The organism is Microcoleus sp. AT9b-C3 (assembly GCF_036705485.1).
Taxonomy (GTDB): domain Bacteria; phylum Cyanobacteriota; class Cyanobacteriia; order Cyanobacteriales; family Microcoleaceae; genus Microcoleus.
Window position 1 is genome coordinate 96,714 of the sequence record NZ_JAUBUR010000011.1, and the last position, 14,030, is coordinate 110,743.

The 14,030-nt window shown below is 49.2% G+C and carries 7 protein-coding genes; 5 read left to right on the forward strand and 2 right to left on the reverse strand.

Annotated features, from left to right (window positions below; genetic code table 11):
- The first annotated feature begins 93 nt into the window (after nucleotides 1-93).
- The 4 genes from ilvB (at nucleotide 94) to QUB77_RS12790 (ending at nucleotide 6,438) form a co-directional block, all read left to right on the forward strand.
- Nucleotides 94-1,929 (forward strand): biosynthetic-type acetolactate synthase large subunit, encoded by a 1,836-nt coding sequence (gene ilvB / locus QUB77_RS12775; protein WP_333172593.1) that lies wholly within the window; start codon nucleotides 94-96, stop codon nucleotides 1,927-1,929.
- A 196-nt stretch (nucleotides 1,930-2,125) separates the two neighbouring features.
- Complete coding sequence (locus tag QUB77_RS12780; RefSeq protein ID WP_333172590.1) at nucleotides 2,126-3,553, forward strand: serine/threonine-protein kinase; 1,428 nt, start codon at nucleotides 2,126-2,128, stop codon at nucleotides 3,551-3,553.
- A gap of 580 nt (nucleotides 3,554-4,133) precedes the next feature.
- Nucleotides 4,134-5,495 (forward strand): cytochrome 450, encoded by a 1,362-nt coding sequence (locus QUB77_RS12785; protein WP_333172587.1) that lies wholly within the window; start codon nucleotides 4,134-4,136, stop codon nucleotides 5,493-5,495.
- A gap of 397 nt (nucleotides 5,496-5,892) precedes the next feature.
- On the forward strand, nucleotides 5,893-6,438 hold the full coding sequence (locus QUB77_RS12790; RefSeq protein ID WP_333172583.1) for a hypothetical protein: 546 nt from the start codon (nucleotides 5,893-5,895) through the stop codon (nucleotides 6,436-6,438).
- 492 nt (nucleotides 6,439-6,930) lie between these two features.
- On the opposite strand, the gene QUB77_RS12795 is transcribed toward QUB77_RS12790, so the two are convergent.
- Nucleotides 6,931-12,429: an SdrD B-like domain-containing protein gene (locus QUB77_RS12795; protein ID WP_333323040.1), complete on the reverse strand. Its 5,499-nt coding sequence runs from the start codon at nucleotides 12,427-12,429 to the stop codon at nucleotides 6,931-6,933.
- Between the two features lie 349 nt (nucleotides 12,430-12,778).
- Nucleotides 12,779-12,922 carry a hypothetical protein gene (locus QUB77_RS12800; protein WP_333172576.1) on the reverse strand — a complete coding sequence of 48 codons (144 nt, stop codon included), beginning with the start codon at nucleotides 12,920-12,922 and terminating at the stop codon, nucleotides 12,779-12,781.
- A gap of 38 nt (nucleotides 12,923-12,960) precedes the next feature.
- On the opposite strand from QUB77_RS12800, the gene mtnA reads away from it, so the two are divergent.
- On the forward strand, nucleotides 12,961-14,022 hold the full coding sequence (gene mtnA, locus QUB77_RS12805; protein WP_333172573.1) for an S-methyl-5-thioribose-1-phosphate isomerase: 1,062 nt from the start codon (nucleotides 12,961-12,963) through the stop codon (nucleotides 14,020-14,022).
- Nucleotides 14,023-14,030 lie beyond the last annotated feature (8 nt).

The window sequence follows — 14,030 nt, forward strand, 5'->3', positions numbered from 1 at the left end:
CACCACTTAAATTTTCATAGTTTCATTAATTGAGATTAAAGTAGTATAAAAGCTTTCATTAAAAATCATAATTAGTTTAAGGAAGGAAATTCTGTGCAACTAAAAACTAAAGTGACCATCAGACGTGCAACTGGTGGATTTGCTCTGATTGACAGCTTGATCCGCCACGGCGTCAAGCATATTTTTGGTTATCCCGGCGGCGCCATTCTGCCGCTTTACGACGAACTCTACCGCGCTGAAGAAACCGGCGCTATCAAACATATTCTGGTGCGACACGAGCAAGGTGCCGCCCACGCGGCCGACGGGTACGCCCGCGCTACCGGACAAGTTGGGGTTTGTTTTGCTACTTCGGGCCCCGGCGCAACTAATTTAGTGACGGGGATTGCGACGGCCCACATGGATTCGATCCCGATGGTAATTATTACCGGTCAGGTTCCCCGTCCGGCGATCGGCACTGATGCGTTTCAGGAAACAGATATTTACGGCATTACTTTGCCAATTGTCAAGCATTCTTATGTAGTGCGCGATCCGAGAGATATGGCGCGAATTGTGGCAGAAGCTTTCCACATCGCGAGTACAGGGCGGCCCGGGCCGGTGTTGATTGACGTACCCAAGGATGTGGGTTTAGAAGAATTTGACTATCTGCCGGTGGAACCCGGATCTGTGAGAATTCCGGGCTACAGGCCGACGGTGAAGGGAAATCCCCGGCAAATTAATCAAGCGATTCATTTGCTGAAGGAAGCAAAGCGTCCTTTGCTTTATGTGGGCGGCGGGGCGATCGCCGCGGGGGCCCACGAGGAAATTAAGGAACTGGCCGAACTTTTCCAATTGCCGGTCACCACAACGCTGATGGGCAAAGGTTCCTTTGACGAAAACCATCCTTTGTCGGTGAAAATGCTGGGGATGCACGGCACTGCTTACGCTAATTTTGCCGTTACCGAGTGCGATTTGCTGATGGCTGTAGGGGCGAGGTTTGACGATCGCGTGACGGGGAAATTAGACGAGTTTGCCGCGCGCGCTAAGGTGATTCACATCGATATCGACCCGGCGGAAGTAGGCAAAACTCGCGGCCCTGACGTGCCGATTGTTGGAGATGTCCGCCAAGTTTTGATCGATTTGCTGCGCCGCTGTCGGGAAACTGGAGTTTCGGGGAAAACCGGACAGACTGCGGAATGGCTGCACAGGATCGATCGCTGGAAACAGGACTATCCGTTAGTTGTGCCTCATTACCCAGACATTTTGGCTCCGCAAGAGGTGATCTCGGAGTTGGCGACTCAAGCGCCTGATGCTTACTACACAACGGATGTCGGTCAACATCAAATGTGGTCGGCTCAATTCTTGAACAACGGGCCGCGTCGCTGGATTTCGAGCGCTGGTTTGGGAACGATGGGTTTCGGGGTGCCGGCGGCGATGGGCGCGAAAATGGCGCTACCCGATGAGCAAGTGATTTGTATTGCTGGCGATGCTAGCGTGCAAATGAATATTCAAGAGTTGGGAACACTAGCACAATACGGCATTAATATCAAGATTGTGATTGTAAATAATGGCTGGCAAGGCATGGTGCGGCAGTGGCAGCAGGCGTTCTATGGGGAGCGTTATTCGTCGTCGAACATGACTGTAGGGATGCCGGATTTTGTGAAGCTGGCTGAAGCTTATGGCGTGAAGGGGATGCAGGTTTCGCAGCCGGAGGAACTCAAAGGTGCGATCGCTCAAATGCTCGCTCACGACGGCCCGGTGCTGATGAACGTGAAGGTGACGAGGGACGAAAACTGCTATCCGATGGTAGTTCCGGGTAAGAGCAACGCTCAAATGGTTGGTTTGCCGGAACGCAGCACGTTGCCATCTGCGGAGTTGGTTTATTGTCCGAGTTGCGGCGCTAAGAATGTTTCGACCAATAACTTTTGTCCTGAGTGCGGGACAAAAGTTTAACTAGGGACGCGGCAATGCCTTATCTGGCAGGGGTTTAAACCCCTGCCGAGCTTTCGGGTGAAGCGGTTTTTCCGGTTAAGTTGACACGATGAAAGGCCAATGCTGTGTGCTGACCGAAATCTGCTGTTCCACATGGAACACCATGTCCGCTGGCATCGCATCGAGAGCTTTAATCTGTAATCTCTAAGCATATTTTATGAGCCAGTGTCTAAACCCGGATTGCCTATTCCAAAACCCGTCTGGCTCTACAAAATTTTGTCAAAAATGCGGGAATAAACTGCTATTGGGCGATCGCTACGGAGCCCAAAAAATTATTGGACAAGGGGGATTTGGGCGCACTTTTCTAGCTGTTGACGAGTATAAACCATCAAAACCTCCCTGTGTTATTAAACAATTCTACCCCCAACTTCAAGGCGCTTCTAGTATCCAGAAAGCTGCTGAATTATTTGAGCTGGAAGCAGTACGCCTAGAACAGTTGGGTAAACATTCTCAAATTCCCGACTTATTAGCATATTTTAGTCAAGATGGACGGCAGTATTTAGTCCAAGAATTCATCGACGGTGAAAATTTAGCCCAAGCACTAGAATCTCAGGGATATTTTAGCGAAACGCAGATTCGCGACTTGCTTAATAATTTATTGCCAGTATTCGAGTTCATTCATTCCCGCCAAGTAATTCACCGGGATATCAAGCCAGAAAATATTATTCTTAGGCAAGATAGGCAATTGGTTTTAGTTGACTTTGGAGCCGCGAAATATGCGACACAAACGGCTCTAGGGCTAACGGGAACGAGAATCGGGACGGCGGGATATATGGCACCAGAACAAGCCAACGGTAAACCGATTCATGCTAGTGATATTTATAGTCTGGGTGTGACTTGTCTGTGTCTGTTAACTCAGGTTGAGCCGATTGATTTATTCGATGATAGCGAGTTTGAGTGGGTGTGGCGAGAACACTTAAAAACATCTGTCAGTTCGGAACTGGGTCTGATTTTAGATAAAATGATACAACCTGCTAGTAAGCGACGTTATCAATCTGCTACTGAAGTTTTGCAGGCTCTTGGTACTCAATCACCTCAATTATCAGCTAAAACACCTTCACCGGCACCGCGACCAGACTCGCTTAAATCAGCGCAGGGTGTTGACTATACTCGTCTCCGGGATTTATTGGCCACAGGGGAGTGGAAAGAGGCGGATCAGGAAACATTCAAAGTGATGTTAAAAGCTGCTAGACGGGAGAAGGAAGGTTGGTTCGATACGAACTCGATCGAGAATTTTCCAGGCGATGATTTGCGGACGATCGACAAATTGTGGGTAAAATACAGTCAGGGTCGTTTTGGCTTTAGCGTCCAGAAAAAAATCTGGTTAGAAATAGGCGGTAAAGTTGATTATGACACTGAATGCAAGCTAGGCGATCGTGTGGGTTGGAGAAAGAGGAGAAAGGGGAGGAAAGGTTGGTTGGAGTACGATGATTTAACCTTTAATCTAGAAGCACCACGGGGGCACCTTCCGTCGTGTGCGCGTGTGTTTGCGTGGGGGGGGGAAGGATTTGTTTGGGTTGTTGGGGTGTTGGGGTGGTTGGGGTTGGTTGTGTGGTTCTCTCTTCTCTCGCATCAAGAGCTGTAAGCTGTAATTTATAGGGATTTTAGCCCTTTGTCAAGTCTTTTTTTGAGAACCTTTTTCTACGAAGTTATCGGCTTTTAGTCATCTCATTACCTGTTACGCTTTGATATCACTCTTCAAACAACAGACTTGCGAAATTCGGGTCATAGTAATTGGCTAAAACAAACTGTTTATGGTTCAGAAACCGGGTTTTCAACCAAATATTTGGTTGTAGTCACCAGATTCGGTAAAAACCCGGTTTCTGGGGTCAGTGCGTAAATCCTAATCAACTGTAAATTCGAGATAAACGGTTTATGTGCGACTCTCAGAGATAGGGTCTAATACTTGAGAACCCGAAAGTCTATCTACTTAGGAGGAATCGTTATAAATTACACTCACTCTCCGGAAAAAGGCTAGACTTAGAGGCAGACATATTCAGTACAACTATCTCTATATTGCCACTGGGGGCACAAAGAAAAATGGCTATAGTTATACTTACTGATTTTGGCATTTAAGTGGGACTCAATACCCGCTCTATTACTGCTCAATACCCTCTTGCTGCTAAATGCAAAGCGGGTTATGGCGAGGGATTCTCGGAGGAATTATGATGAACCTAAATTTAGATACTATTTTCTCATCGCTGATGAACCCGGCCCTGAACGAGTTTCAGGTTTGGGCTTTGCAAAACCCGGAAGAAAGTCTCAGCAAAACGATGCTACCGCCGATCGCCCTGATTGAGGGTTTGATTGCCAACGAACCCACCTATTTGCAGATAAAACGGCTGGCTTTCGGAGCCAACTTTTGCTGCGCGGGGCAAGTCGTGATGGGAGAGTTTGACACGCTGGAAAAAGCACTCACATCGCCCCAGGCGCGCGGATGGCGGCTAGGTACTTCTGTACTCGATCCCGATAGCGCCCCCAACCAAGATGTCGGCGGCAGGAACCTTTTCCTGCTGTCTTTGTCCGATCGCGCTACTGATGTTAGCAGCAACCACGCAGCATTCCGAAGCTGTATGCAGAAGTATCTCTTCAACAGTGCCACAACGGATCGCCAGGGAGACGAAATCAGCAGACGGTTGCTCGATCGGCTAGCCGCAGATTATGCCGAGATGTCGCACGGTGCGGGGGGAGCGTTTTTTACCGATGTCAAGCGGGGTTGGATGGGATTTTTAGTCCGATATTTGCACTACGTCATCTTTGGGATTAATCCAGACGATTCAGAGTCGATCGAACTTCTCACCGAATTGCATTACACCCGCCAAAGCCCGCTGCACTACTTCGCCGTCATCGGCAATTTGCTGCAAAGCCTGAACCTGTTTGGACACGGGGATTTGTCCGCTCTAATCGAGCGTGCGGCGACTATCTATGAAAATTCCCCAGCTTTAGCCGACTTCCAGGAGAGCTCGGAAAACAACGGCATGACTAAGCGGGAATTGGCGAAGCTGATGACATCAATTATGGGGATAGCGGGACTGCAAGGCCCCCTGCACCTAGGCAACACGGCAATGGGATACCGCCCTCTCCCCGCCTATAAAGGACAGCAGACGGCCGAAATTAACCCGACTGATTTTTGGGATCAGCTCGATTTGGACGATCGCCCGTCGATCGAGCTCTTCCTCCTCGAATGCGCCCGCCTCTGGGCTCCCGTCAGCGCCACCCACCGAGTCGCAACAGAGCCCTTCACCGCAACGGTAGCGGGCAAAGAGCGCACTTTCCCTGCCGGAACCAAGGTACTGATACCGCTCAGCCTGGGGCTGCTAGACGAGAGTTTCTGGGGCTCTACGGTATACGAATTCAACCCTAAGCGCGAGAATCTGTGCCCTTTTCATATGGGATTTCATTCCGTGGGCGATCGGAGTGCGGGACGGATTTGCCCCGGTAAAGAGATCGCACTCAAGATGCTGGTGGATGTCGTGAGTACGGTAGGCAAAGTGCGCCGAGCCTCGGAGCCGAATTTGCAGAGGTAATCAATCCAAAAGCTCGATCGGACAGCGGTTGAAACTGAGATATTATATCATTCTCAAGAACAGGCTCTCCGGCCTGTTCCACAAAGAATTAATTGCTTGTGGGGAGTAGGGGTTGGGCATCCTGCCGGCACATAAAAGCCTTATTGAGAATGGTGCAAGATGTGAGTTGAAACCGCACGCCACACAAACTATCTATCGATCGACTAAGAAATCATATCATTTGCGGTTACACCGGAATGATGTTGACTGTTGACTGTTGACTGTTGACTGTTCACGGCGTCAACTGTCAACTGTCAACCGTGAACTCGAATTTACTATTCCGATGCTAAGGGATTTGATATCAAGGGGGTATCTAATAGGAAACCAAAACACAACTATTTTGAGGATAGATAATACCATGTTAATCGAACACAAGCAACTAAAAGACATCGCGAATTGGATGAAAGTAGAACATCCAGCCGAGTTACCCGAAGCCCTGCAAGGTATCTTTTTTATGGACGGGAATGTTTTACCAGACGATTGTCTGATGATGTACAGTTCAGACTGGAATGCTGCCGAACGGACGTTATTGCTGCGCGTTTTTGACCCTGTTATCTGGACATTTCATTCATCAATTGCGGGACGGATGTTAATTTATTTAGTTAAATTTTCTCGCTTCAGCTACTTGTTCCGATTCTCGGATGCAACTTTGCAGCACGGGCACATTACGCCCATAGTGTTTGGATTTGCTGTGCCGCAGTGGCTTGTAGATTTTTTGATCGATCGAGATCCGAACACTCCGAATGGAGATATCTGGTATCGCACAAACTCGTTTTTCGGCAGACCTCCTGACAACGGATATATACTTCGCAGAATTGTAGACAAAGATGGCAATTACACCTCAGCTTTTCCAGATATGCTGTCTAAAGTTGAGAGTGATTGTTTAATCATTGCCAAAGAGTAAAAATATTTACAAAAACTACAAAACCCGCTTCGTTAGGCGGGTTTTGTCGTTCGAAGTGGGGGGATTTGAACCGACGACCTATACGATGCCAAGTGTGATGTGATATCGTTTCCGATTGTATCGGAATCATAAAATCGAGTCAACAGTTAACACTCAACCATTCAGTTTTTCGACCCCGATTCATATCAACTGCGGTAGCAGGAGAATTAATATTACCCACAGGTTGGACACGGCACCGTGCAACCGGAAACGATATTACTTCTGGTTTATCAGAGTTTATTTGCAATGATTATACAGCGTATTCTAGGTTCATAAAGTAGTAGGGACAAGGCATTGCCTTGTCCCTACGGGGATTCATGGATCAGGAGTGTACTTCACAAACAACGTGGAATTTGCAGTAAGATGTTTGGTTTCACCCTTTTTTTATTTGCCAACAGTCTCTTAATCCATCGTCCCTACAGTATTCTCACCTAATTAATTAGCTCGATCGGACTAGAGGAGAGCAAAATCTGTGGCAGTAATCACGCTTGCAGGCACATTGCGGAGAGTTGCCAAAAGTTGACCGGAACCCGTAACTCGGATGAGAGTGGAACTATTCTCAGCAACAATGCTCAGTTGGGAGAAATCCAGACCCCCAATTAAGCCGATCGAATCGAGGCCGTATTGAAAGTCTAAAATAGTCTCGCTGCCTAGGTCAATACCCAACATAAATCGATCGTTCCCGGTGCCTCCAATCAGAGTATCATTCCCTTGATCTCCAAACAAGAAGTCGTCCCCAGCACTGCCAAGCAAACTGTCCTCATCCTTACCGCCGTAAAGAGTATCGTTCCCGACCTCCCCATTGACAGTATCCTGACCTTCATTGCCAAACAGCAAATCGTTGCCCAAACCGCCGCATATTTGGTCTTTTCCGCCAGTAGAACCAATAGGAAGAGGGCTACCAATATCCCCGTACACTGTATCTTCCCCCTCGCCGCCACAGATAGTATCACTGCCTTCATCGCCAAACAGCAGGTTGCTGCCCAATTCGCCCAGAACAACGTCATCGCCCTTGCCAGCACGTACTGTATCATTACCATCACCACCTGCGATCGTATCTTGATTTTTCTCTCCGCTGAGGAAGTCATCGCCCGCCAAACCGAACACCAAATCGTTGCCAGTCAAATCCGGGTCGAAGGGGTTAATAGTTCCCCCGTAGATAGTATCGTTACCCTGGTCGCCAATTAAAGTATCGCTTTCTTGGTCGCCGAAAATAATATCGTCATCTTTGCCGCCGTAAACAACATCCTCGTTCTTGCCAGCAAAGATTAAATCATCTCCAGCAACCCCATTGAGGTAATCATTACCTTCATTGCCAAACACCAAGTCCCTGTCTATATCTGGACCAACCGGGAAAGCACTGTTAAGTCCCCCGTAAACATTATCATTGCCTCGCAACCCTGCCAACAAATCATCGCCGTCAAAACCATTTATTTCGTCACCGTTATTAGTGCCGAGAATAGTGTCGTTGCCGTTAGTACCGTTGCGGGTATTCGTGACAGAATTTGGGCCGCGAATACTGCTAATGCTGGGTAAAACAATTTGCGAACAAATGCACTCAGCATCTTGTCCTTCTTGCGGTGGTAGTGGTGTTGGTGGTGGTGTTGGTGGGACTGGGGCGAAGGAATTGCCAAAATTAATATTGCTAACATTAGTGCCACTGACAGCAATAATATCAGCAGGATTGGCAGTAGTTGGCGTCCAACCAGGTTGATTTACTTCCCGAACTCGATAAGTCCCCGGCCCTAAATTAGCGAAACTGTAGGCGCCCAAACTATCAGTTGAAGTGTTAACTTCTCCAGCATCTAAAGAGTTATTGCTGTTAGCGTCAAGGAAGATTTGCCAGTTCGGCAAGAGCGGTTCTTGAGTGTCCAAAACCCCATTGTTATTGAGGTCATTAAACTTGCTGCCGCTAATGCTAATATTTTGGAAATTGCCGAAATTAATTCCACTACGACTTTCGCTACTGCCCAGATTAACCGCCCCCGGATTAGCAGTAGTTTGCGTCCAGCCAGTCTGCTGCACCTCCCGCACATTGTAGGTGCCGGGATTGAGATTGTTGAAACTGTAATTACCAGAATTGTCAGTGGTAACTATAGTTTCGCCCGAATCTAAAGAGTTGTTCCCGTTAGCATCGAGGAAAATTTGCCATCCCGAAAGACCAGTTTCCTCCGCATCCTGAGTAGCGTTGCCGTTGCGGTCGTTGAATTTAAGACCGCTGATGCTGCTTTGTTGGACGGGAGTCGGAGGCAGAGGCGGAGTCGGAGTCGGAGTCGGAGTCGGAGTCGGAGTCGGAGTCGGCGTTGGTGTTGGCGGGACTTGTTGGTTGCCGAAATTGGCAGTGGAAGTTTGACCTGGATCTAAGGGAACGGTTCGGGGGTTAGGGGTGGTTGGTGTAAAACCTGTCGGCACCACTTCCCCGACGTTGTAAGTGCCTGTTTGCAGGTTGGGGAAGCTGTAGCTGCCATCGGTACCGGTAGTAACTTGGGTTTCTCCGGTGTCTAAAGTGCCGTTGTTGTTAGTGTCAAGGAAAATCGTGACGCCAGGGATGCCAATTTCTCCGGTATCTTGAGTGCCGTTACCGTTGGTGTCGTTAAATTTAAGGCCAGTTATGGTGCCCGTCTGGAGGCTATTGCCGAAATTAACTGTAGCAGGAGTCGTTTCACCTGCTGCCAGCGTGACTGAAACCGGATTGGGAGTAGTTGGCTGGCTGAATGACGGTACAACTTCCCGAACGTTGTAAGTGCCTGCGGGCAAGTTGGGGAAATTGAAGCCGCCGTTAGCATCGGTAGTTGCCGAAGTTTCTGTGGCATCGAGAATGCCGTCGTTGTTCGTGTCGAGGAAAATCGTAACTCCCGGAACACCGGGTTCTCCGGCTCCTTGAGTCTGATCGCGGTCATCGTCGTTAAATTTGATGCCAGTAATGCTGCCTAGTACAGCGGGTGTCGATCGATTGCCGAAATTCACCGGAGCAGGAGTAGTTTCACCTGCTGTCAGAGTCACTGAAACCGGATTGGGAGTAGTCGGTTCGCTGTTTGGCGGCACGACTTCCCGAACGTTGTAAGTACCTGCGGGCAAGTTGCCGAAAGTGAAACTGCCGTCAGCCCCGGTAGTTGTGCGAGTTTCGCCGGCATCGAGAATGCCGTCGTTGTTCGTGTCGAGGAAAATCGTAACTCCCGGAACACCGGGTTCTCCGGCTCCTTGAGTCTGATCGCGGTCAATGTCGTTAAATTTGATGCCAGTAATGCTGCCTAGTACAGCGGGTGTCGATCGATTGCCGAAATTCACCGGAGCAGGAGTAGTTTCACCTGCTGTCAGAGTCACTGAAACCGGATTGGGAGTAGTCGGTTCGCTGTTTGGCGGCACGACTTCCCGAACGTTGTAAGTACCTGCGGGCAAGTTGCCGAAAGTGAAACTGCCGTCAGCCCCGGTAGTTGTGCGAGTTTCGCCGGCATCGAGAATACCGTCGTTGTTCGTGTCGAGGAAAATCGTAACTCCCGGAACACCGGGTTCTCCGGCTCCTTGAGTCTGATCGCGGTCAATGTCGTTGAATTTGATGCCGGTGATGGTACTCAGCGGTACGACAACGGGAACAGGCTGTGCCGAAAATTCCGAAGTGTTGCCGACGGCGTCGGTTGCTGTCGCGGTGATTAATTGGCCTGCGGTGACTGCTGCTGGGAAAGTTTGATTAAAAGCAGCGTTGCCGGCGGCGTCAGTCGTTACCGGGATAGAAGCAATTAAGGTTTGACCTTGGGTTCCCGGGGGATTGTTGGCGAAAAATTGGAGGGTGAAATTGGCACTGGGAATGCTGTTGTAAGTTCCCGCGACGGTGACGCTGCCAGCGCTGGCGATAGCGGTGGTGAGTACGGGGGTGTTTTGGAGGTTGTTTGCACCGATGTCGGCGTCGCTTGCATCGTTGGCCGTGGGGCCGTTGTTGCCGAGGTCGATGCCTAAGCCGGCGTTGGCGAAGATCGAGTTGTTTTGGATGCGGTTGCCGGTACCGGCAAGGAGGTTTACTCCTGAACCGAGGTTGCTGGCGATCGTATTTCCTTGACCTGCTGCTGTACCGCCGATCGCATTATTGTTTGCTCCGTCAATCAACACCCCAGTAATATTGGGCACGGGGGAGGTACCGTCGAAGCCGACGCCGATGAAGTTACCGAACAAGGAGTTGCCCGTGGTGCTGGGGCCAGAAAGTGATAGGCCGTTACCGTTGCTGTTGCCGGAAATAATGTTGCGGGCGGCTGGGGTTGTCCCGCCAACAATGTTGTTGTTTGCACCTCCCTGGATGACGACGCCGATACCAGTGTTGGGCAAAGCGGCGTTACCTGAGACGTTGGTGCCGATGAAGTTCCCTGTCAGAGTATTGCCCGTAGTGGTGGGACCAGACAGTCCCACACCGTTACTGTTGCCGGAAATAATGTTGCGGGCGGCTGGGGTTGTCCCGCCAACAATGTTGTTGTTTGCACCTCCCTCAATGGAGACGCCGAAAGCAGCGTTGGGCAAAGCGGCGCTGCCGATAGCGTTGGTGCCGATGAAGTTGCCTGTCAGGGTATTGCCGGTGGCACCGGCACCCAGAATGGCAGCACCGTGAATGCTGTTACCGGAAATGACATTCCCGCTAATCGTGTTGGTGGGTAAGCCGTTGATGCTAACGCCGCTGGTGTTGGGCAAGGCCAGGGTGCCGGCAGCGTTGGTGCCAATGTAGTTGCCCAGTACTTGGTTGCCTCCTGTACCGCCAACGATGGTGATACCGTCGGCTGTATTCCCAGAAATGATGTTGCGATCGCCCGGGTTAGTTCCGCCAATTATGTTGCCACTGCCACTCTGAACGGCGATGCCGAAAACAGCGTTGGGCAAGGCCGCAGTGCCGGCAGCGTTGGTGCCGATGTAGTTGCCCAGCACTTGGTTGCCTCCTGTACCGCCAACGATGGCGATACCGTTGGCTGTATTCCCAGAAATGACGTTGCGATCGCCCGGGTTAGGCCCGCCAATTATGTTACCGCTGCCACTCTGAACAAGGACGCCAAATAAGTTGGGTGCAGCGGTGTCAGCGGCGTTGATGCCGATGTAGTTGCCCACTAAGGTGTTGCCGTTGCTTTGGAGGGATATGCCGCTGCTGGTGAAGCGATTAATTATTAATCCCCGCAAAGTGCTGCCACCGCTACCAAGGAGGCTCAAACCCGTGTCAACCGCATTTGCTCCATCGAGTTGGATCAGGGGGGTGTCGACGAACTCCGGTTGAGAGGTGCCGTTAATTGTTACAGGACTGATAATAGGTGGCAAGGCAGTGGCAAGCGCGATCGTCTGAACGCCTGCGGCGGGAATATTGAAATTAATAATATCCGCCCCAGCAAGGGCATTGGCTTGAGTAATTGCATCTCGCAGCGAAAACGGCCCAGCATCGTTGGTATTAGTAACAGTAAACGTCGCCAAGGTATGTGCGTAATTTGCCATTACCTCTGGCTCGATCGCCAATCCTGTTTTAATCGCTCCCGTAGCGTATTCAAGTACCCAGTTTCCGCCTTTTTGGGCACTGCCCGTAATATCTGCAGAAGCAGCAATATTAGCTTTTGTGAACTTGCTCAGCTTTTGTACAAAAGCCTCTCCTTTTTCACCTGCTGCTACGTTACATCCGTATAGCAGAATTTCAAATCGATTTTTAATTGAGTTGACAGATGACGAAAACCACTGTTTCAAACTGTCGCGATATGTTTCTAAATTGTCGGAATTCACGATTGTTTGCCCTAGCTGCAAACTTCCCGAATCCCCGTGAGAAATAATGTGAACGCTTTCTATACCTTTGCGGCTCTGCAATGCTTCGGCAATTTGTTCGATGCCGTCCCGCGTGCGATCGACTAAAATTACCTCCATCCCAGCTTTAACACCAACCGCCAGACTTAGCCAATCTTCAACTGCTGAATCTACGAAGACTATGTGTAGGTTTTTCATAATTACTGTTCCCCCATGCACCTAAGTAGGTTTTCAAAATGTTGTTTCCGTGCGACGATAGTCGCTACTTCAATCACCACAAATACGGCAAGCACAAAACCCGCCTTCAACTTAGTAAAAGTTGTACAGACAAAGCTTTACAATTATCTATTTTTGTGATTCTTGTAAATCTGTTGGAGCTGCAAAGTTGCTCGATCGCACTTTTTTATTCTCAACTTAAAAAAACCAGACACCAGGTACAGCTAGCTTGTTCCCGATTACGGAAATTTTTCAAAAAACGTAAGTATAATTTACATAACTTAATGTAGGGTTTTTTACTAAGTACACTTTTGTGAAAAAGAATCCAACTCTACGCAAATTCCAAACCCAGAGAGTGGTAGGTATCTAGCAATTCTTCAATCTCAAATCTCCACTCTCGAATCTCAAACCGCAGGGCTGGGATTTTGGCAAATTCAGCGTGTCCCTCATAACATAGAGGAATAGTCGCCTTCATGGCATCATAGAAACTTGTCCCTCACATCATGGAAATAGATGACCCCTCAAAACTCCCCTGTTTCGCCCGTCACTTGGAAAGAAGACCGAGTTCTGCTAATTGACCAAAACCGACTCCCGAAAGAATACGGTGTAGTCGAAATTAGCCGCTGCGAAGATATGGCTGAGGCGATTAAAACTATGATAGTCCGAGGTGCTCCGGCGATCGGGGTAGCAGCAGCTTACGGGATGTATTTGGGGGCGCGAGAAATCGAAACGGGCGATCGTACCGAATTTCTCGCTAAATTAGAACAAGTTGGCGAGTTATTGCGTTCCACCCGTCCCACGGCGGTTAATTTGTTTTGGGCAATATCGCGAATGCTCAAAACAGCCGAGAAAACTAGCGGTTCTGTCGAACAAGTGCAAAAAACTTTGTTAGAAATGGCCAAAACCATTCAAGCAGAAGACTTGCAAACTTGTAAAGATATCGGTGACAAAGGTTTAGAAGTTCTGCCCGCTACACCGGAAAAATTGAACTTACTAACTCACTGCAATGCAGGTGCATTAGCAACTGCCGGCTACGGAACTGCTTTAGGTGTATTTCGTTCTGCTTGGCGAGAAGGAAGACTCGGAAGAGTTTTTGCAGACGAAACTCGGCCGCGTCTCCAAGGTGCAAAACTCACCACTTGGGAGTGCGTGCAAGAAGGAATTCCCGTGACATTGATAGCAGACAATATGGCCGCTCACTGCATGAAACTCGGCATGATTCACGCAGTAGTTGTCGGTGCAGACAGAATCGCTGCTAACGGCGACGCGGCCAATAAAATTGGCACTTACAGTTTAGCAATTGTTGCCAAAGCTCACAATGTCCCCTTCTTTGTCGCCGCCCCTTTGTCAACAATTGATTTTGAACTTTCCGACGGCAGTAAAATCCCCATTGAAGAACGCGATCCAGTTGAAATGTATCAAGTTGGAACTACGCGAATTTGTCCTGTGGGAGTAGAATTTTACAATCCCGCTTTTGACGTAACTCCGGCGGAATTAATATCGGGAATAATCACAGAACACGGCACGGTTGCTCCTGGAGCGTTGAAACAGTTTCAGGCAAAACAATTAGTTTAATTATATGT

What these genes read in the sequence shown, in the direction of transcription:
- QUB77_RS12780 (WP_333172590.1), top strand. Translation starts at nt 2,126, where the DNA reads ATGAGCCAGTGTCTAAACCCGGATTGCCTATTCCAAAACCCGTCTGGC.
- QUB77_RS12785 (WP_333172587.1), top strand. Translation starts at nt 4,134, where the DNA reads ATGATGAACCTAAATTTAGATACTATTTTCTCATCGCTGATGAACCCG.
- QUB77_RS12790 (WP_333172583.1), top strand. Translation starts at nt 5,893, where the DNA reads ATGTTAATCGAACACAAGCAACTAAAAGACATCGCGAATTGGATGAAA.
- QUB77_RS12795 (WP_333323040.1), bottom strand. Translation starts at nt 12,429, where the DNA reads ATGAAAAACCTACACATAGTCTTCGTAGATTCAGCAGTTGAAGATTGG.
- QUB77_RS12800 (WP_333172576.1), bottom strand. Translation starts at nt 12,922, where the DNA reads ATGAAGGCGACTATTCCTCTATGTTATGAGGGACACGCTGAATTTGCC.
- mtnA (WP_333172573.1), top strand. Translation starts at nt 12,961, where the DNA reads ATGACCCCTCAAAACTCCCCTGTTTCGCCCGTCACTTGGAAAGAAGAC.